Origin of the sequence: Pseudomonas sp. P9_2 (assembly GCF_034008255.1) — a bacterium.
Lineage (GTDB): Bacteria > Pseudomonadota > Gammaproteobacteria > Pseudomonadales > Pseudomonadaceae > Aquipseudomonas > Aquipseudomonas synxantha_A.
In genome coordinates this window covers 1,762,918-1,783,214 of sequence record NZ_CP125376.1, presented here as the reverse complement: position 1 = coordinate 1,783,214, position 20,297 = coordinate 1,762,918, and the positions used below count along the sequence as shown (strand labels likewise).

Below are 20,297 nucleotides of genomic sequence, written 5' to 3'. Positions count from 1 at the left end.
TCTTGTCCCTCTCGCAACCCGTCCGTGGAGCTGCTTTGGTGGTAACTGAAATCGCTTCCCGCGACCGTCTGCAACCGTCCCTGCTGGACCGGCTGACCGACGACGACCCGACCAATCCCAAGGAAAGCGCCGACAAACGCGTGCTATCCCTGACCCAATTGAAAGCCTCGGTACTGCGTGACCTGGCGTGGCTGCTCAACACCACCTCGTTGCTTGATGCCGATGCGACGCTGCACACCCCGGCCGGTACCTCGGTGGTCAATTACGGCCTGCCGGCACTGGCGGGCAACAGCGTTTCCAGTGTCGACATCAAGGCCCTGGAAGCCCTGATCTACCAGGCCATCGCCACCTTCGAGCCACGCATCCTGCGCCACACCCTGCGGGTCAAAGCCCGTGTCGGCCATGGCGAGATGAACCACAACGCCCTGAGTTTCGAGATCGAAGGCGACCTGTGGGCACAGCCAGTGCCGTTGCGCCTGCTGCTGCAAACCGACCTCGACCTGGAGTCGGGCCATGTACGCGTGGTCAATGCCGACCAGCGGAGACGCCCATGAATCCGCGCCTGCTGGAGCTGTACAACCAGGAACTGCACCACGTGCGCGAAAGCGCCGCCGAGTTCGCCAAGGAATACCCGAAGATCGCCAGTCGGCTGACCCTGTCCGGCATGGACTGCGCCGACCCCTACGTCGAACGCTTGCTTGAAGGCTTTGCCTACCTCACGGCCCGGGTGCAGCTCAAGCTCGACGCCGAGTACCCGACCTTCACCCACAACCTGCTGGAAATCGCCTACCCGCACTACCTGGCGCCCACCCCGTCGATGACCGTGGTGCAGTTGCAGACCGACCCGGATGAAGGCTCTCTGGCCAGCGGTTTCCCCCTGCCCCGCGACACGGTACTGCGCGCCGCCCTGGGCCGCGAAACCCAGACCTGCTGTGAGTACCGCACCGCACATCCAGTAACGCTGTGGCCGTTGCAGGTCAGCGCCGCCGAATACTTCGGCAACCCCGCCGCCGTGCTCGGTCGCCTGGCCGCCAGCGAGCCGAAAGCCAAGGCGGGTTTGCGCCTGACCCTGCGCACCGGTGCCGAATTGCCGTTCAGCAGCCTTGAGCTGGATAACCTGCCGCTGTACCTCAGCGGCGCCGATGAGCAACCATTCCGCCTCTACGAACAACTGCTGGGCAATGCCTGCGCGGTGTTTGCACGCCAACCCGGCGGCGATTGGGTTGAGCGTTTGCCCCAAGACGCGTTGCGCTCCCGCGGGTTTGACGATGCCGACGCGGCGATGCCGGTAGTGGCGCGGGCGTTCCAGGGCTACCGGCTGTTGCAGGAATACTTCGCCCTGCCCCACCGCTTCCTGTTCGTCGAGTTCGCCGAACTGGGCCGGGCGGTCAAGCGTTGCGACGGCCAGGAGCTGGAACTGATCGTGCTGTTCGACCGCCACGAACCGAGCCTGGAAGGCAGCGTTGGCGCAGCGCAGTTTTTGCCCTTCTGCACCCCCGCGATCAACCTGTTCCCAAAACGTGTAGACCGCATCCACTTGTCTGACCGGGTCAACGAACACCACGTGATCGCCGACCGCACGCGGCCGATGGATTTCGAGATTCACTCGTTGAGCGGCATCACTGGCCACGGCACCGGGCCGGAGCAGCCGTTTTTACCCTTCTATGCAGTGCGTGATCCGTCGCGTTATGGCCGTGACCAGGCTTACTACACGGTGCGCCGCGAGCCACGCGTGCTGTCCAGCGACCAGCGCCGCAACGGCCCGCGCTCCACCTACGTGGGCAGCGAAACCTTCGTCAGCCTGGTGGACAGCCGCCAGGCGCCCTACGGCCATGATTTGCGCCAGTTGGGCGTCACGGCGCTGTGCACCAACCGTGACTTGCCGCTGTTCATGAGCGTGGGCAACGGCAAGACCGATTTCACCCTGGCCGACAGCGCTCCGGTGCTTTCAGTGCGTTGCGTCGCAGGTCCCAGCCGCCCACGCGCCAGCCATGCCCACGATGCCAAGGCCTGGCGCCTGATCAGCCAGCTGTCGCTCAATTACCTGTCTTTGAGCGAACAGGGCCAGGGTGCCGGCGCCCTGCGTGAGTTATTGCGCCTGTACGGCGACAGTAACGACGCCGCTCTGCAATTGCAGATCGAAGGCTTGCGCGAAGTCAGCAGCAAGGCGGTGACCCGGCGCCTGCCGATGCCCGGGCCGATCGTGTTTGGCCGGGGCCTGGAAATCACCCTGCAATTCGATGAAAACGCGTTTCGCGGCACCGGTGTGTTCCTGCTCGGTGCGGTGTTGGAGCGCTTCCTGGCACGCTATGTGTCGATCAACAGTTTTACCGAGACGGTGATCCGTACCACCGAACGCGGCGAGATCATGCGATGGAAAGCCAAGCCCGGACGGCGTCCGACCCTGTGAGTACCCTGGATGCGATGCATCAGGAGCCCTGGGAATATGACTTCTTCCAGGCGCTGCGGCGTATCGAGTGCGAATCGCCGGACCTGCCGCGCCTGGGCCATTCCCTGCGCCTGTCGGATGACCCGTTGCGCCTCGGGCAACAGGCCGATTGCACCTTCGCGCCGGCCACGCTGGCGTCGGTCGACCCCGGCGGCGACGGCAAGCCGGCGCGGCTGGAGCAGTTCTTCTTCGGCCTCGGCGGCCCCAACGGCCCACTGCCGCTGCATATCACCGAGTACGTGCGCGAGCGTCAGCGCAATAACGCCGACAGCACCAGCAAGCAGTTCCTGGATGTGTTCCACCATCGCTTGCTGACGCTGTTCTACCGAGCCTGGGCCGAGGCGCGTCCGACGGTCAGCCACGACCGGCCGGACGATGACTACTGGTCCGCACGCCTCGCCGCCCTCAGTGGCCGCGGTATGCCAAGCCTGCAGAATCAGGGCCTTATCCCGGATACCGCCAAGCTGCACTACAGCGGCCACCTGTCGGCGCAAACCCGCTACCCGGATGGCTTGAAGGCGATCCTTGGCGAGTATTTCGGCCTGCCGGTAGCGATCGAGGAATACGTCGGCCAATGGCTGGAATTACCCGAGCGCAGCCGCGTCGGTGTGAGCGCCAACCAGTTGGGCGTGGATTTTTGCCTGGGCCGCTTTGTGTGGGACCGCCAGCATAAATTCCGTATCCGCCTGGGCCCGCTCAAGCTGGACGACTACATGGGCATGCTGCCCGGCAGCCAGCCATTCAACGAGCTGGTGGCCTGGGTGGCCGAGTACCTGGGCCATGAACTGGACTGGGACCTGAACCTGGTTTTGCAACAACCCGAAGTTCCGGCACTGCAACTCAACGGCCAGTTCCGCCTGGGTTTCAACACCTGGCTCGGCCAACCTGCGCATGACGCCAACGACCTAATCCTGGCCCGGCATTACGCCGATCACGCCACTACCTCAAGGAATCCAGAGCATGGGTGAAATCAGTCGCGCCGCACTGTTCGGCAAACTCAACAGCGTGGCCTACAAGGCCATCGAAGCCGCCACCGTGTTCTGCAAGTTGCGGGGCAATCCGTATGTGGAGCTGGCCCACTGGTTTCACCAGTTACTGCAATTGCAGGACTCGGACCTGCACCGCATCATCCGCCAGTTCAATGTAGAGCCGGCGCGCCTGGCCCGTGACCTTACCGAGGCCCTGGACCGCCTGCCGCGCGGCTCGACCTCCATCACCGACCTGTCCTCCCACGTGGAAGAAGCGGTGGAACGTGGCTGGGTGTACGGCAGCCTGATGTTTGGCGAAAGCCAGGTGCGCACCGGTTACCTGATGCTGGGCATTCTGAAAACGCCGAGCCTGCGCCATGCGCTGCTGGGCTTGTCCGCCGAATTCGACAAAATCAAGGCCGAAGCCCTGAGCGAGCGCTTTGACGAGTATGTCGGCGACTCGCCGGAAAATGCCTTGAGCGCCAGCGATGGTTTCAATGCCGGTGCAGTGCCGGGTGAAGCCAGCGGTGCGATGGCGCCGAGTGCGATGGGCAAGCAGGAAGCGCTCAAGCGCTTCACCGTTGACCTGACCGAACAGGCCCGTAGCGGCAAGCTCGACCCTATCGTCGGCCGTGACGAAGAGATTCGCCAACTGGTGGATATCCTCATGCGTCGACGCCAGAACAACCCGATCCTCACCGGTGAGGCCGGGGTGGGCAAGACCGCCGTGGTCGAAGGTTTCGCCTTGCGCATCGTCGCCGGTGATGTGCCGCCCGCCTTGAAAGACGTGGAACTGCGCAGCCTCGACGTGGGCCTGCTGCAAGCCGGCGCCAGCATGAAGGGCGAGTTCGAACAGCGCCTGCGCCAGGTCATTGAAGATGTGCAGTCTTCGCCCAAGCCGATCATCCTGTTTATCGACGAAGCCCATACGCTGGTGGGCGCCGGCGGTGCCGCCGGTACGGGTGACGCGGCCAACCTGCTCAAGCCCGCTCTCGCCCGTGGCACCTTGCGCACCGTGGCCGCGACGACCTGGGCCGAGTACAAGAAACACATCGAGAAAGACCCGGCGCTGACCCGCCGTTTCCAGGTGGTACAGGTTGCCGAGCCGTCGGAAGACAAGGCGCTGCTGATGATGCGCGGCGTGGCCTCGACCATGGAAAAACACCACCAGGTGCAGATCCTCGATGAAGCCCTGGAAGCCTCGGTCAAGCTGTCGCACCGCTACATCCCGGCGCGCCAGTTGCCGGACAAGTCCGTGAGCCTGCTGGACACCGCCTGCGCCCGTGTCGCCATCAGCCTGCACGCAGTGCCCGCCGAAGTGGACGACAGCCGTCGCCGCATCGAAGCGCTGGAAACCGAGCTGCAAATCATCGCCCGCGAACAGGCCATCGGCATTGCCATTGGTACGCGCCAGAGCAACAGCGAAGCCCTGTTGAGCACCGAGCGCGAGCGCCTGGCGACCCTGGAAAACCGTTGGGCCGAAGAGAAAGCCCTGGTGGATGAACTGCTCGCCACCCGTGCCACCTTGCGCGAAAAGGCCGGCGTCGTAGACAGCGGCAGCGATGAACTCCGCACGCAACTGATCGACCTGCAACAACGCCTCACCGCCCTGCAAGGCGAAACCCCGCTGATCCTGCCGACCGTGGATTACCAGGCCGTGGCCTCGGTGGTCGCCGACTGGACCGGCATCCCGGTGGGCCGCATGGCGCGCAACGAACTGGAGACCGTGCTCAACCTCGACCAGCACCTGAAAAAACGCATCATCGGCCAGGACCACGCCCTGCAGATGATCGCCAAGCGCATCCAGACTTCCCGCGCCGGCCTCGACAACCCGAGCAAGCCGATTGGCGTGTTCATGCTGGCCGGCACCTCGGGTGTGGGCAAGACCGAAACCGCCCTGGCACTGGCCGAAGCCATGTACGGCGGCGAGCAGAACGTCATCACCATCAACATGAGCGAGTTCCAGGAAGCCCACACCGTGTCCACCCTCAAGGGCGCGCCACCGGGCTATATCGGCTACGGCGAAGGCGGCGTGCTGACCGAAGCGGTGCGGCGCAAACCCTACAGCGTGGTGCTGCTGGATGAGGTAGAGAAAGCTCACCCGGACGTGCATGAGATCTTCTTCCAGGTGTTCGACAAGGGCGTGATGGAGGATGGTGAGGGCCGGGTGATCGACTTCAAGAATACCCTGATCCTGCTGACTACCAATGCCGGTACCGAGCTGATCTCCCACGTCTGCAAGGACCCGGCGAACATTCCCGAGCCGGAAGAAATCGCCAAGGCCCTGCGCCAGCCGTTGCTGGAGATTTTCCCACCGGCGCTGCTGGGGCGTTTGGTGACCATTCCCTACTACCCGCTGAGCGACGAGATGCTCAAGGCGATCACGCGCCTGCAACTGAACCGCATCAAGAAGCGTGTGGAGAACACCCACAAAGTCGCCTTTGACTACGACGATGCAGTGGTCGATTTGATCGTCTCGCGCTGCACTGAAACCGAAAGCGGCGGGCGCATGATCGACACTATCCTCACCAACAGCCTGCTGCCGGACATGAGCCGTGAGTTCCTCACGCGCATGTTGGAAGGCAAGGCGCTGGCGGGGGTGCGGATCAGCAGTCGGGATAATGAATTGCACTACGACTTCAGCGACGCAGATTGACCTGACGGGACACGGTCAAAATGTGGGAGCTGGCTTGCCTGCGATAGTGGTGTATCAGTCAACATCAATGTTGAATGTTCAATTGCTATCGCAGGCAAGCCAGCTCCCACATTGGATTCGGTTCCTTCAGTAATCAAGACCTTTACAGGACGCCCAATGCTATTCAACCAAGCCTCACGCCTGGCCAAGATCACCAGCCCTCTCGGGCCGGATGTGCTGTTGCTCAATGAAATGGGCGGCGGTGAAGAGCTGGGCAGGCTGTTCAACTATGAGCTGCAACTGACGTCCCTGGACGCCAACATCGACCTCAACCAGTTGCTCGGCAAGCCCATAAGCGTGGGCCTGCAACTGGCGGACGGTGGCGAGCGGCACTTTCACGGCATCGTCGCGCGTTGCAGCCAGAACATCGACCAGGGTCAGTTCGCCAGTTACCAGGTCACCCTGCGCCCATGGCTGTGGTTGCTCAGCCGCACCTCCGATTGCCGGATTTTCCAGAACCTGAGCATCCCGCAGATCATCAAGCAGGTGTTCCGCGACCTGGGTTTTTCCGATTTCGAAGACGCCCTGAGCCGACCGTATCGCGAGTGGGAATACTGCGTGCAGTACCGCGAGACCAGCTTCGATTTCGTCAGCCGCCTGATGGAACAAGAAGGCATCTATTATTTCTTTCGCCATGAACAGGATCGCCACGTGCTGGTGCTGGCCGACGCCTATGGCGCCCACACCACGGTGCCGGGCTACGGGTCGATCCCCTACTACCCCAAGGACGAGCAGCAACGCGAACGCGACCATATGCACAACTGGCACTTGGCGCAGGAGGTGCAGCCGGGTTCGCTGGAGCTCAACGACTACGACTTCCAGCGCCCCAGCGCGAGCATCGACGTGCGCTCGGCCATGCCGCGTCCGCACACCGGCGGCGACTATCCGCTGTACGACTACCCCGGCACCTACGTGCAAAGCGCCGATGGCGAACACTACGCACGTACCCGCATCGAAGCGCTGCAAACCCTGCATGAGCAGATCGAGTTCGCCGGCAATGCGCGTGGCCTGGGGTCGGGCCATCTGTTCAGCCTCACCGGCTTCAGTCGTCAGGATCAGAACCGCGAATACCTGATCGTCGGCTGTCGCTACTACATCGTCCAGGAAAGCCTGGAGAGCGGCGGCGGCTCCGGTTCGGCGCAATTCGAAAGCAGCCTGACCTGCATCGATGCACAACAGAGTTTCCGCCCGCTGGCCAACACCCATCGCCCTATCGTCAAAGGCCCGCAGACTGCATTGGTGGTGGGCCCCAAAGGCGAGGAAATCTGGACCGACCAGTACGGCCGCGTGAAGGTGCATTTCTACTGGGACCGCCACGACCAATCCAACGAAAACAGCTCGTGCTGGATCCGTGTGTCGCAATCCTGGGCCGGCAAGAACTGGGGCTCGATGCAGATTCCACGGATTGGCCAGGAAGTGATCGTCAGCTTCCTCGAAGGTGACCCCGACCGGCCGATCATCACCGGGCGGGTGTACAACGCCGAGCAGACCGTGCCCTACGACCTGCCGGAAAACGCCACCCAGAGCGGCATGAAAAGCCGATCGAGCAAAGGCGGCACGCCGGCCAACTTCAATGAAATCCGCATGGAGGACAAGAAGGGTCTGGAACAGTTGTATATCCATGCCGAGCGCAATCAGGACATCGTGGTGGAGGTGGATGAAAGCCACTCGGTGGGGCATGACCGCAACAAGAGTATTGGCCATAACGAGACGGTGACCATCGGCAGCAATCGCCTGCGGGTGGTGCGCAACAACGACACGGTGATCGTCGGTGGCGCCAAGTCCGACAGTGCCGCCACGCACTACACCATCGAAGCCGGCGAGAATCTTCGCCTGGTGTGCGGTGACAGCGTGATCGAGCTCAAGGCAGGCGGGGATATCAACCTGACCTGCGGCTCGTTCAACCTGTTTTCCACCGGCAGCAGCAAGATCCAGACAAAGGGCAAACTGGACATCAACCTGGGCAGTGACAAGGGCACATCACCCGGCGCACAGGGCGTGCAAGACACGATCAAGTCCGCCGTCGAATCAAAATTCCCCGGCAAGCCCGGCGCTGGTCAATAACGAGATTTCTTCATCATGAATTACCTGATCAACGAAGCCCAATTCACCCTGCCCGATGCCGAGGTACAGGACACCTCGATCAATATCCTCAAGTTCGCCAAGCTGGGCACCACCCTAGTGGTGAGCCGCAGCCCATTGGCGGACGGCGAGAGCCTGCAAAGCAATTTCGAAGGCCAGCTGAAGAAACTCGAGCAGCAGGTCAAGGATCTGCGCTATTCCCCTGCACAAGCGGTCAAGGTCGGTCCGACGCAGGACATCGACGCCTTTGAAGTACAGAACCGTTTCAACAAAGGCAGCGACAACATTTACCAATATCAGCTGGCAATGCAGATACCCGGCACCCGCCAACTGATTGCACTGAGCTACGTCAAGACCCAGCCCCTGGGCCCTGCCGAGGCGGCGCATTGGGCAACGCTGAAAAACACGCTCAATTTTACTGCTACGCCCTGAGTCGAGCCTGAGCGATGAGTGACGATCTTTGGGCTGCCCGCGAAGGCGACGCACTGCTGCACACCTCGGTGATGGCCGATATTCTCGGCGGTGTGCTGGAAGTGGCCGCCTATGCGGCGATCACTACTGTGGGCTGCCTGGCCGTTGCCGGAGCGGTGTTCCTCGCGACCGGTGCGACCATTGCCACTGGTGGCGTCGCGTTGGTGTTGGTAGTGGGCGCGGTCGTCGGCATCACCGCGGGCCTCACGGGGGCGGACCTGAAGATATCCAGTTGGTGCGAGTCCGCCGCCAACTGGGTGTTCCCGCCGGTGATCGATGCGTTCATCACCAGCGGCTCGCACAACGTGTTCATCAATGGCAAAAAGGCTGCCCGCGCTGCCGGCAAGATGACGGCTGTACCCGTCGCGCCCAGCGAGCCGGCAGCGCCAAGCTTCCTGGATATGGCCGGAGAGTTTTTCTCGCAGATGTGGCGCCCGACGGTCGCCTCGCCTGCGCCCGGCACAGAGCCTTGCCCGCTGGACACCGTGGCGTGCAACAAGCACCCGCCCATGCCCCTGCAGTTCATTGCCGAGGGTTCCAGCTCGGTGTTCATCAACGGGCAGCCTGCGGCACGCAGCGGGGATCGCAGTACCTGTGACGCCAAGATTGGCACGGCTGAGGGTCTGATTTCGCCGGATGTGCGCATTGGTGGCGAGACCATTGTGGTGCAGGAGATTCGTAGCGGCAAAACGCCAGGGGTGGGGCTGGCCATTGCCGTGGTGATGGCATTGCGGGGCAACTTGAAATGTTTTTGGACCAAGTTGCCGTGTCTAGTGGGTGGCTTAGTATTCGGTGGCGCCGTCTCGTATGCGACCAGCAAGGTCACCTCTGCGCTCAAGAGCGCCATGAATGGCTCGCCAAATCCGGTGCACAGTGCGACGGGGGCCAAGGTCCTGGGCGAGAACGAAGAGCTGGATTTCATCCTGCCCGGCCTGCTCAACATCGTGTGGCAGCGTTTTTACAGCAGCCTTGACACACGTCAGGATGGTCTTTTCGGCGCGGGCTGGAGTGTCGGCTATGAGGTGGCGATAGAGATTGATGCCGATGAAAACCTTACCTATATCGATGAGCAAGGGCGCCGCCTGGAGGTTGGCTATATCCCGTTGTCTGGCGGCGCTTTCAGCCCTGGCGAGGGCTTGGCCGTCAGGCGCAGCGCAGAGGGGGCGGTACTGATCGAGAGTACCGAAGGCTTGTACCGGCTCTTCGAAACCGACCCGCTAAACAGCTCGCGGATGCGCTTGCACCTTCTGGGTGATCGTAACGAAGGGCGGATCTTCCTCGACTACGATAGTCAGGGGCGACTGTATCGCCTGCGCGACACCCATGACTTGATGCATGTTGAACTGAGCTACTCGGCTGAACACCCAAGGCGCGTGAGCCACATCGAACGGCGTTACCTGCGCCAGGACCATTTCGATGCGCGCAGCGACATACTCGTCAGCTATCGCTATGACCACTCCGGCGACTTGGCTGAGGTGGTGGATGCACAAGGCGCAACCCAGCGGCGCTTCGCCTATGACAGTGCTCGGCGCATGATCGAACACCAACGTTCAAGTGGCTTGTGCTGCTTCTACCAATGGGCTGAGGTGCCTGGACCGCAAGGCTCGGAATGGCGCGTCAGTCGTCACTGGACCGATGCAGGAGATCAATACACTTTCGACTACGATCTGGAAGCTGGCATCACCCGCGTCACTGACGGCCTGATGCGGGTCAGCACCCGGCATTGGAACCCGCAGTACCAGATCACTCGCTACGCCGATAACCTGGGCCATACCTGGCAGTTCGATTGGAACGAAGACCGTCAATTGGTAGGCGCGATCGACCCGAAAAACGGCCAGTGGCACTTCAATTACGACGAGTCAGGCAACCTGAGCGCGGTAATAGACCCACTCGCCAGAACCACCAGCACACAGTGGCTGGAGCACTGGGCATTGCCCAAAGTCGAAACCGACCCTGCGGGTAATAGTTGGCACTATCGATATGACCAGCGTGGCAATTGCCTCGAAGAAATCGACCCCCAGGGAAATCGTACCCGCTACGTCTATGACGGTTTCGGGCAGCCGGTGCGCATCATTGATGCCACGGAAAAAACCAGGACACTTCATTGGAACGAGTGGAGCCAACTGGTCGAAGAAGTGGATTGTTCGGGTTATCCCACTCGCTACCAATACGACGCTTTCGGCAACCTGATAGTTCGGACCAATGCAGAAGGAGAATCGCTGCGTCATCGCTACAGCGCTGAGGGATTGCTCCTTGAGCGGCAACTACCGGATGGTCGCCTCGAACAATTTCAGCGCAACGCCAGTGGTTATCTCACAACTTATGTCGATCCTGCCGGCAATACTTTTCGCTATGCCTACAACCTGCGCGGCCAGGTCAGCCAACGCTGGGATGCACATGACCGCACAGTTGTGTTCGATCATGACGCCTACGGACGGCTTTTAAGACTGACCAACGAAAATGACGAAAGCTACCGCTTTGAATGGGACGCGGCCGACCGCGTGGTGCAGCAGCAAGATCTCGACCAGAGTCGGCGCTGCTACATTTATGATTCGTTGGATGATGTGGTAGCCGTGGACCATCTACCAGGGAAGGAAGGCGAACCGGTAGCGCCGTTGTCCCGACAGTTTCAGCGAGATCCAGTTGGACGTCTGACCAGCAAAACCACTGCGGATGGCACCACCCTTTATGAGCATGATCTGAACGATAAACTCCTGAGCGTCACCTTCACCCCACTTGACGGTGCAGAGCAAGTACTGGGTTTTCGCTATGACGCGCTGGGGCAACTGCTGGAGGAGCAAAGCACTGCAGGGTCCTTGCAGCATCACTATGACGAGTTGGGCAACCTGATTCAGACCCAGTTGCCCGACGGTCGTTGGCTGAACCGCCTGTACTACGGCAGCGGCCACCTTCATCAGTTGAATCTCAACGGACAGGTCATCAGCGACTTCGAGCGTGACCGCCTGCATCGTGAAATACAACGCACTCAAGGCCAGCAAAAGACGAGTACAGCCTACGACCGATGTGGCCGGATTCGCTCACATCAACGCCGCACCATTGACCAACCCTGGCAACTGCCACCGGTGGTGGAGACCGACTACACCTACGATCCCAGCGACAACCTGATCGGGCGCCGGCATATCAACCACAAGCATGATCATCGAGAGCAACAGGGCTACGACAGTAGCGGGCGGATCCTTGCAAGCCTTCAGCCGGGCCAGAGCGAAACCTATGCCTACGACGCGGCGGCCAACCTTTTGGACGCACCACGACAAAGCAGTCTGGTTCGACTCAACCGTCTGCTTGTCTACGAAGATAAACGTTACAAGTACGACGCCTTTGGTCGAATGATCGAAAAACGCAGTAATACCCGCGGCTTGCAACGATTTGCCTACGATGCAGAGCACCGGCTGATCGAAATACGCAACTGTAAGGGTGAGCGGGAAACCGTGGTCAAAATGACTTATGACCCGATCGGAAGGCGCATCGCCAAAACAGAGTATGACAACCGAGGGCGCTGCCTGTCGCAAGTTCGATTTGACTGGGACGGCCTGCGCTTGCTCCAAGAACATCACCACAGCCAAACCAGCCTGTATTTGTATGAAACTGGTAGCCATGAACCGCTGGCCCGTGTGGATGGCACCGGTGAACATCAACGCATTCGCTACTACCACAACAATCTCAATGGCCTGCCTGAGCAACTAACTGAGGCGGATGGCAGTAAGGTATGGCAGGCCCGATATCGCGTCTGGGGAAATACGACTGAGGAAACTCGTGAACCCTACTACATCGAAGAACAAAATCTGCGCTTTCAGGGCCAATACCTGGACCGTGAAACCGGGTTGCACTACAACACACTCAGATTTTATGACCCCGATATAGGACGATTCACTACCCCGGACCCCATCGGTTTGGCGGGAGGAATAAATCTATACGCTTACGGTAAAAATCCGATCACCTGGATCGACCCGCTCGGACTCGCCGGGTGCCCGATAAGCAAAATCATTGGCAACGCCAAAAATGGAAAAGTGCGACGTGGAAAGGATTATCACGGGCGATTGGGTAATGACCTGGAGCAACATGTTTTAAGTAGCCCTCAAGGGGTCTACCAAGCCAAGAACGGCAACCTGATATTCCACAATGAAGGCAATATCGTGGTAACCCATGGCAAGGGTGGGGCTCAGGGGAACGTGATTACCAGCTATGGGCCTGGCGGACCCCGTGGCGAAAGCGGTGCGGCTATTTATGGTGGCAAATCCACTGATCCAGGCCTGCCAATAACACCTGATATGATTTTGAAAGGGGAAATCCCGAGACCAAACGGTGGGTTCATCCCCCCCGCGACCAAAATGGACGGTTTTTAAAAATGCTGATCACCCCCAACATTGAATTGATAGAAACCTCGCAACTCTATTATGAGGATGCGTCTGTCAGATGGGTTTTCGACACCAATTCTTCCGTGGTCCGCCTCGACACATCACGCAAACCGCATACGAACTCCGAGCATTGGATTTCAGAGAATTCGGACCTCTTTTCATTCTCTGAAAACGGCGACCTGGCTTGCCTGGAGCTCTCCGTACCGGGAGAAAATCATCTGGGTATTTTCAGAATCGATAAAACAATAACCGGCCGCATCAAACTTCATAAGCCGGTCTTTAACGTTCTGCCGACCATGCTCAGACTATTTGATCCTCTTGGCCGACAGTTGTCTTGCTTCATGCGCCCTCCAACTAAAAAAGAGGCTCTCACCCGAGTCAACCTTGGAAAGGACTTCACGATAATCCTGGCGGACGATCAGTATTTCGGTTTTGAGCTATTCAACCCTCTGGATTATTTGGTAGGCCAGAATGATGCTCCGTTGGATCCTGACAACCGGGCGGACAGCGATGAGTATCGACTGTTTGCCGCACTGCTTGACATCATGTCGGACAACACTGTCGAAGCACTCGATAACGACATGGCTTCAGTGGCCAATGAACTTAAAACAAACATATTGCCGCATATCCCATCAATCAAAAGCGCCTCCAGAAAAAATACAGTCCAGTCTTCACTGGAAGACTTCATCGACTATTACGCATGAACCCAATAGCCGCTCAGCTCGATCCTAAGCCATGAGTGACGATCTCTGGGCTGCCCGCGAAGGCGACGCACTGCTGCACACCTCGGTGATGGCCGATATTCTCGGCGGTGTGCTGGAAGTGGCCGCCTATGCGGCGATCACTACCGTGGGCTGCCTGGCCGTTGCCGGGGCGGTTTTCCTCGCGACCGGTGCAACCATTGCCACTGGTGGCGTCGCATTGGTGTTGGTAGTGGGCGCGGTCGTCGGCATCACCGCGGGCCTCACGGGGGCGGACCTGAAGATATCCAGTTGGTGCGAGTCCGCCGCTAACTGGGTGTTCCCGCCGGTGATCGATGCGTTCATCACCAGCGGCTCGCACAACGTGTTCATCAATGGCAAAAAGGCTGCCCGCGCTGCCGGCAAGATGACGGCTGTGCCCGTCGCGCCCAGCGAGCCGGCAGCGCCGAGCTTCCTGGATATGGCAGGTGAGTTTTTCTCGCAGATGTGGCGCCCGACCGTCGCCTCGCCTGCGCCCGGCACCGAGCCGTGCCCGCTGGATACCGTGGGGTGCAACAAGCACCCGCCGATGCCGCTGCAATTCATTGCCGAGGGTTCCAGCTCGGTATTCATCAATGGTCAGCCGGCGGCACGCAGCGGGGATCGCAGTACCTGCGATGCGAAGATTGGGACGGCTGAGGGCCTGATTTCGCCGGATGTGCGCATTGGTGGCGAGACCATCGTGGTGCAGGAGATTCGCAGCGGGAAAACGCCGGGGGTGGGGCTGGCGATTGCCGTGGTGATGGCATTGCGGGGCAATGTGAAGTGTTTCTGGACCAAACTGCCGTGCATGATCGGAAGTGCGTTGGTGGGCGGCGCGATTTCTTATGGGACCGCCAAGGTCACCTCTGCGCTCAAGGGCGCCATGAATGGCTCGCCCAATCCGGTGCACAGCGCGACAGGGGCCAAGGTCTTGGGCGAAGAGGAGGAGTTGGACTTTGTTCTGCCCGGCCTGCTCCCTATCGATTGGCAACGTTTCTACAACAGTCTCGATACACGTCGCAACGGCCTCTTCGGCGCAGGCTGGAGCGTCGACTATGAGGTGTCGGTCGAAATAGATGCCGACGAAAACCTGTTCTATATCGATGAGCAGGGACGGCGCCTGGAGATCGGTTATATCCCGTTGTCCGGTGGAGCGTTCGATCCGGGCGAAGGCCTTGCGGTGAGACGCAGCGGTGAAGGCGCGGTATTGATTGAGAGCATCGACGGTCTGTATCGGCTGTTCGAAATCGACCCGCAGAACAACTCACGGATGCGCTTGCACCTGCTGGGTGATCGCAATGAAGGGCGGATCTTTCTCGATTACGATGCCCAGGGAAGGCTTCACCGCTTGCGTGACACCCATGATTTCATGCACGTCGAGTTGAGTTATACAACTCAGCATCCGCGTCGTGTGAGCCACATCGAGCGGCGATACCTGCGCCAGGACCACTTCGATGCACGCAGCGACGTACTTGTCAGTTATCGCTATGACAGCAACGGCGATCTTGCCGAAGTATTGGATGCACAAGGCACGACCCTACGACGCTTTGCCTACGACAGCAGCAGACGCATGGTCGAGCACCAATTGGCGAGTGGTCTGCGTTGCTTCTACCAATGGGCTCAAGTACCTGGACCAGACGGCCAGGAATGGCGCGTCAGTCGGCACTGGACAGATGCGGGCGATGAATACACCTTCGACTACGACTTGGATGCGGGCATTACACGCGTAACCGATGGGTTGATGCGCGTCAGCACTCGGCATTGGAACCCGCAATATCAGATCACCCGATACGTTGATAACGCAGGCAGTATCTGGGAATTCGAATGGAACGAAGATCGCCAGTTTGCAGGCGCGATTGACCCAAAGAACGGCAGATGGCGCTTCTGTTACGACGACTCCGGCAACCTGAGTACAGTGACCGATCCGCTGGGCAGGACCCGTGGCACACAATGGCTTGCGCATTGGGCATTGCCTCAGGTTGAAACCGACCCTGCGGGCAATAGTTGGCATTACCGCTACGACCAACGTGGCAACTGCATTGAGGAAGTCGATCCACTGGGCAACCGCACGCGCTATGTCTATGACGGTTTCGGACAGCCGGTGCGCATCATCGATGCGACGGAAAAATCCAGAACATTGCATTGGAACGAGTGGAGCCAACTGGTCGAAGAAGTGGATTGTTCGGGTTATCCGACGCGTTATCAATACGATGCGTTTGGCAATCTGGTGGTGCAGACCAATGCCGAAGGTGAATCGGTGCGTTACCGATACGGCCCTCAGGCGCTGCTTCTGGAATGTCAGCTTCCGGACGGCCGCGTCGAACAATTCCAACGCAGCGCAAGTGGTTATCTGACTGCCCACGTAGACCCTGCCGGCAGCACCACACGCTATGCCTATGACATTCGCGGTCTGGTCAAACAGCGCTGGGACGCGCATAACCGTTCGGTCATGTTCGATCATGATGCCTACGGACGTCTGAGCAAGCTGACCAACGAGAACGGTGAGAGTTATCGCTTTGAGTGGGATGCAGCCGACCGCATGGTGCAGCAGCAGGACCTGGATAAAAGCCGGCGCTGCTACACCTATGACCCGCTGGATGATGTCGTCGCCGTTGACTACCTGCCGGGAACGGAAGGTGAGCCGGTAGCGCCGCTGTCACATCAGTTTCAGCGAGATCCCGTGGGACGCCTGGTCAGCAAAATAACTGCGGACGGTACCACCAGCTACGCGCACGACCTCAACGACCAACTGGTCGGTGTTACTTTCACGGCGCCTGATGGTAATGAGCAATTACTTGGCTTCAGCTATGACGCCATGGGGCAGCTCCTTGAGGAGAAAAGCTCGGCAGGGTCTGTGCAGCATCGTTACGACGAACTGGGAAATCTGATTCAAACCGGCTTGCCTGATGGTCGATGGCTGAACCGCCTGTATTACGGCAGTGGCCACCTGCATCAGTTGAATCTCGATGGAAAGGTTATCAGCGACTTCGAGCGTGATCGCTTGCATCGCGAAGTGCAGCGTACCCAGGGTCAACTCAAGACAAGTACCGCCTATGATCGAAGTGGAAGGGTCCGCTCGCGTCAGCGGCGCAGCATCGATCAGCCGTGGCAGCTGCCACCACTGGTAGAGACCGACTATAGCTACGATCCCAGCGACAACGTGATTGGACGTCATCGTGTCGATCGCGTGCACGATCATCAAGAGCATCTGGGTTACGACAGTACCGAACGGATTCTTGTCAGCCACCAGGCAGGACGGAGCGAAACCTGCGCCTATGATGCCGCAGCCAACCTGCTCGATAGTTCACATCAAGGTGGCTTGGTAAAACATAACCGGCTGCTGACCTATCAAGATAAGCGTTACCGGTACGACGCCTTGGGTCGCCTGGTCGAAAAGCGCAGTGCCTCTCGCGGTTTACAGCGCTTTGTCTACGATGCGGAAAGTCGTCTGATTGAAGTACGAAATGATAGCGGCAACAGGATAAGGATGACCTATGACCCCCTGGGGCGTCGCATTGAAAAAGCCGAGTATGGCAGCGATGGCTATCAGTTGGGGATGACGCGCTTCCTCTGGGACGAGCTGCGTCTCTTGCAGGAATCCAGGCATAGTCAGTCCAGCCTTTATATCTATGAAGATGAAGGCTACAAGCCCGTAGCCCGGGTCGACGGCACGGGGCCTGTGCAAAAAATCCGTCACTACCATAACGACCTCAATAGCCAGCCGGAGCAGCTAACCGAAGAAGACGGCGAAGTCATCTGGCGGACCAGTTACCGAATGTGGGGCGGTACGGTGGAGGAAGTGCGCGAGCCTACCTACATCGAAGAGCAGAACTTACGGTTTCAGGGGCAATATCTAGATCGAGAAACGGGACTGCATTTTAATACATTCCGGTTTTACGACCCGGATATCGGGCGGTTTACCACACCGGATCCTCTTGGGTTGGCGGGAGGGATCAATCTCTATCAATATGGGCCGAATCCGATCGCCTGGATCGACCCGTGGGGCTGGAAATGTTGGAGCACAGCAAGGAAAGGTGTTTGGAAAGCCGCGGGTGCCAATGCCCGGCCAGGCCAGTACTCAACTAGAAACCTGGCTCGAATGGCCCTAGGCAAGGCACCGCAGATGAGAATAGAGGTTCGTTATCGTAATACTCTGAGAAGCCGACTAAAGGGACGTGTTGGCAGGACCAAGGAAATCACGGTGTCGATGGAGCTGAATCATCAATACATTCCACAACGCGCCGGATCAAAAGTGGCTCATGAAGATTGGAACTTGACCAAGGCGACGCCTTGGGGGCATGAGTCAATGGACAAGTATCGCCATACCGGCTGGGATTTGGTGAGAATTGTAAAAACCACAGGGCAATTTTAGAGAACCCTTTCAGGAGCAGCAGATATGAGTGAGTTGACTGATTTTCACGTTTTCTGGGGCACGGCAATGACTGTCGCGGAAAAAAAATCTGCCTCGATGGAAGATGAAAGCGCAGAGGATTTTGCTCGCAAGCTTTACGAAGAATATGTAGCGCAAGGCGCACCGAAAAATAAAAAAAAATGGCTAACGGAGCGACTCGATAACGAATACCTTTGCATGAAGGATAAACCCGTATGGGTAGGCGAACCTGCCTGGCTGTATCATCAGGGGCACCCTATGGTCTTTTTGCATCAATTCCTGGTACCCCCTACAGCGCAGCACATCAAAGAAAGGATATCGCTAGGTGAGACTGTTTATGTATTTGGTGCAAAACACCTTGTTAAAAGGCCGACAGGGGATATATGGACCGATATCTATCGGATGGCTGTGCAAACTTACGAGGGGGAAACAACGTGGGAAATCTTCAAGTAACCTCAAGGTTTTATTTCACATAAAAAATCTAAAAAGAGGACGGGACGGATTTATTCAGCTAAATCCGCCCTCATTGCATTTACAAATCTAGTCAGCGTCAGCTTCGTTCTGCTTAAGTGTGACCAATGTTTTAACCATCTTATTCATAAACGCGTAGCGCTTTTCAACATTTTCCATACGCGCCTTGTCAGTCGGCGCCTCCGATGACTCAGACGCCTCATACGGGGTATAGATAAGCCCGTAACGCTTAGCGATGTCGGGCATTTGGCTTTCTATCGCGTCCATCCGCTTCTCAAGGTTGGTTAAACGCCCCTGTGTATCCGTTGGCGCGTCGGGGCTAGCTACCACAGCCTTCGCGTCTGGGCCTTCGTTGATGAAAATGATGCTGTTGGTCAGAGACTCAGTGTTTATTTCTGCGCCTGTAAGACGCGCCTGCATTTTTTGCTCCTCCGTCGCGGCAGGGTCTACGGTACCCGTCGTGCCGTCTGGTTTCTTTACTTCTGCTCCAGGCATCTTTGCCTGTGCTGCAACCCTTTCTTCCAGGCCTTTGGAAACGAAATGCTGCCCCACGGTAAAACCGCTATTGACCAAATTGCTGGTCCCTGACGTTAGAAGCGCATTACGTATAGTCATCGCGACTGACGGCGAAACCGGTGGGAAAGCGTTGTTCTGTTGCAAGCCGACAATGTCATTTCCAGTGTTACGTGCCGCCCCGGGACCGTTCGATCCTCCCGCTGGCTTTGGGGGCGTGGGTTTCGGCTTGGGCGCGGGAGGCGCGGGCTTAGGCTTGGGCTTGGACTCGGGTTTAGGTTTGGGCTTGGGTTTGGGCTTGAAGCTGATCCTTGGCGTGCCGAGTCTTTCAGCAGCACGTTTGCTTCGACTAACGAGTTCCTCAGGGGTCGCTTGAGGGTATTGAGCGCTCCCTTTGTTCTGACTGTAATCCGGTTTATCGTTTGAACTATTTGCCTCGGTACCCGTACTACCCGACGTCGACGGCGATTTGATCTCCGTCTTTTTTTGCTGGGTTAATGGCGTGAGCAATGGAACAAGGGGCTGATCGAAGATTTGCATATATACACCTCTAAAAATTAGTTTAGAGCGCGCTCCCTGCTGTCTCATGCCGTATGTGTCAATCCGTACCGATGTAGTTCCATATCAACTATATAATTCGATTATTACTCAATAAAAACTCGCTACAACTCAGCTTCCACTTCGACCATTAATAATTCTGCAGGAGACAACTGCTTATATTCCCCACTGCCCTTTTTTCACCCCCAATAAAAATGGGCACCCGACCCAGTCGACGTGCCCATTTTCTTTACCGCCCCGTCTCCCTTCGAGACGGTACCGCTTAACTTACGGGTTGACGCTGTCTTTGAGCGACTTGCCCGGTTTGAACGCTACGGTGTTGCTTGCCTTGATCTTCACAGGCTCACCGGTTTGCGGGTTTTTGCCGGTGCGGGCGCCGCGGTGGCGTTGCAGGAAGGTGCCGAAACCCACCAGGGTGACGCTATCCTTGCGGTGCAGGGCGCCGGTGATTTCTTCGAGTACGGCGTTAAGGACGCGGTTGGCCTGCTCTTTGGTGAGGTCTGCTTTTTCAGCGATGGCGGCTGCGAGATCTGGTTTACGCATAAATGAAGCCTCTTTGACGGTTTTTTGTTGTTATGTCCGTGCTGCTCTCTGGTGGAGCA

Annotated in this window: 12 protein-coding genes; 10 read left to right on the top strand and 2 right to left on the bottom strand. The window is 58.5% G+C overall.

Annotated features, from left to right (window positions below):
- The first annotated feature begins 38 nt into the window (after positions 1–38).
- The 10 genes from tssE to QMK52_RS07705 all read left to right on the top strand — a co-directional run bounded on the left by tssE (position 39) and on the right by QMK52_RS07705 (position 18,606).
- A complete protein-coding gene (gene tssE / locus QMK52_RS07750) occupies positions 39–554 on the top strand; it encodes a type VI secretion system baseplate subunit TssE (protein WP_005792513.1) in 516 nt (171 codons plus the stop codon).
- Complete coding sequence (gene tssF, locus QMK52_RS07745; RefSeq protein ID WP_122732973.1) at positions 551–2,410, top strand: type VI secretion system baseplate subunit TssF; 1,860 nt, start codon at positions 551–553, stop codon at positions 2,408–2,410. Before tssE ends, tssF begins: the two co-directional genes overlap by 4 nt.
- Positions 2,374–3,417 (top strand): type VI secretion system baseplate subunit TssG, encoded by a 1,044-nt coding sequence (gene tssG / locus QMK52_RS07740; protein WP_122732972.1) that lies wholly within the window; start codon positions 2,374–2,376, stop codon positions 3,415–3,417. Before tssF ends, tssG begins: the two co-directional genes overlap by 37 nt.
- Positions 3,410–6,073, top strand: coding sequence for a type VI secretion system ATPase TssH (tssH, locus tag QMK52_RS07735; protein ID WP_320403983.1), 2,664 nt, complete (start codon positions 3,410–3,412; stop codon positions 6,071–6,073). Before tssG ends, tssH begins: the two co-directional genes overlap by 8 nt.
- Before the next feature lie 156 nt (positions 6,074–6,229).
- Positions 6,230–8,176: a type VI secretion system Vgr family protein gene (locus QMK52_RS07730; RefSeq protein ID WP_194439600.1), complete on the top strand. Its 1,947-nt coding sequence runs from the start codon at positions 6,230–6,232 to the stop codon at positions 8,174–8,176.
- 15 nt (positions 8,177–8,191) lie between these two features.
- Positions 8,192–8,626, top strand: a complete 435-nt coding sequence (locus tag QMK52_RS07725) for a DcrB-related protein (protein WP_032878688.1) — start codon at positions 8,192–8,194, stop codon at positions 8,624–8,626.
- 14 nt (positions 8,627–8,640) lie between these two features.
- Positions 8,641–13,029, top strand: a complete 4,389-nt coding sequence (locus QMK52_RS07720) for an RHS repeat-associated core domain-containing protein (protein WP_320403982.1) — start codon at positions 8,641–8,643, stop codon at positions 13,027–13,029.
- A gap of 2 nt (positions 13,030–13,031) precedes the next feature.
- The gene (locus QMK52_RS07715; protein WP_320403981.1) at positions 13,032–13,745 is read left to right on the top strand and encodes a hypothetical protein; all 714 of its coding nucleotides are present in this window, start codon (positions 13,032–13,034) and stop codon (positions 13,743–13,745) included.
- 31 nt (positions 13,746–13,776) lie between these two features.
- Positions 13,777–18,135: an RHS repeat-associated core domain-containing protein gene (locus tag QMK52_RS07710; RefSeq protein WP_194439603.1), complete on the top strand. Its 4,359-nt coding sequence runs from the start codon at positions 13,777–13,779 to the stop codon at positions 18,133–18,135.
- Positions 18,136–18,159: 24 nt separating this feature from the next.
- On the top strand, positions 18,160–18,606 hold the full coding sequence (locus QMK52_RS07705) for a hypothetical protein (RefSeq protein WP_032803752.1): 447 nt from the start codon (positions 18,160–18,162) through the stop codon (positions 18,604–18,606).
- An 87-nt stretch (positions 18,607–18,693) separates the two neighbouring features.
- Here QMK52_RS07705 and QMK52_RS07700 read toward each other — a convergent pair whose 3' ends face one another.
- Together QMK52_RS07700 and QMK52_RS07695 are read right to left on the bottom strand one after the other, a co-directional pair.
- Complete coding sequence (locus QMK52_RS07700; RefSeq protein WP_242462634.1) at positions 18,694–19,677, bottom strand: type III secretion effector protein; 984 nt, start codon at positions 19,675–19,677, stop codon at positions 18,694–18,696.
- A gap of 285 nt (positions 19,678–19,962) precedes the next feature.
- Entirely contained in the window at positions 19,963–20,238 is a 276-nt protein-coding gene (locus QMK52_RS07695) for an HU family DNA-binding protein (protein ID WP_003195589.1), read from the bottom strand.
- Positions 20,239–20,297 lie beyond the last annotated feature (59 nt).

What these genes read in the sequence shown, in the direction of transcription:
- QMK52_RS07705 (WP_032803752.1), top strand. Translation starts at nt 18,160, where the DNA reads ATGAGTGAGTTGACTGATTTTCACGTTTTCTGGGGCACGGCAATGACT.
- QMK52_RS07725 (WP_032878688.1), top strand. Translation starts at nt 8,192, where the DNA reads ATGAATTACCTGATCAACGAAGCCCAATTCACCCTGCCCGATGCCGAG.
- QMK52_RS07700 (WP_242462634.1), bottom strand. Translation starts at nt 19,677, where the DNA reads ATGCAAATCTTCGATCAGCCCCTTGTTCCATTGCTCACGCCATTAACC.
- QMK52_RS07720 (WP_320403982.1), top strand. Translation starts at nt 8,641, where the DNA reads ATGAGTGACGATCTTTGGGCTGCCCGCGAAGGCGACGCACTGCTGCAC.
- tssG (WP_122732972.1), top strand. Translation starts at nt 2,374, where the DNA reads ATGGAAAGCCAAGCCCGGACGGCGTCCGACCCTGTGAGTACCCTGGAT.
- tssF (WP_122732973.1), top strand. Translation starts at nt 551, where the DNA reads ATGAATCCGCGCCTGCTGGAGCTGTACAACCAGGAACTGCACCACGTG.
- QMK52_RS07710 (WP_194439603.1), top strand. Translation starts at nt 13,777, where the DNA reads ATGAGTGACGATCTCTGGGCTGCCCGCGAAGGCGACGCACTGCTGCAC.
- QMK52_RS07695 (WP_003195589.1), bottom strand. Translation starts at nt 20,238, where the DNA reads ATGCGTAAACCAGATCTCGCAGCCGCCATCGCTGAAAAAGCAGACCTC.
- tssH (WP_320403983.1), top strand. Translation starts at nt 3,410, where the DNA reads ATGGGTGAAATCAGTCGCGCCGCACTGTTCGGCAAACTCAACAGCGTG.
- QMK52_RS07730 (WP_194439600.1), top strand. Translation starts at nt 6,230, where the DNA reads ATGCTATTCAACCAAGCCTCACGCCTGGCCAAGATCACCAGCCCTCTC.
- QMK52_RS07715 (WP_320403981.1), top strand. Translation starts at nt 13,032, where the DNA reads ATGCTGATCACCCCCAACATTGAATTGATAGAAACCTCGCAACTCTAT.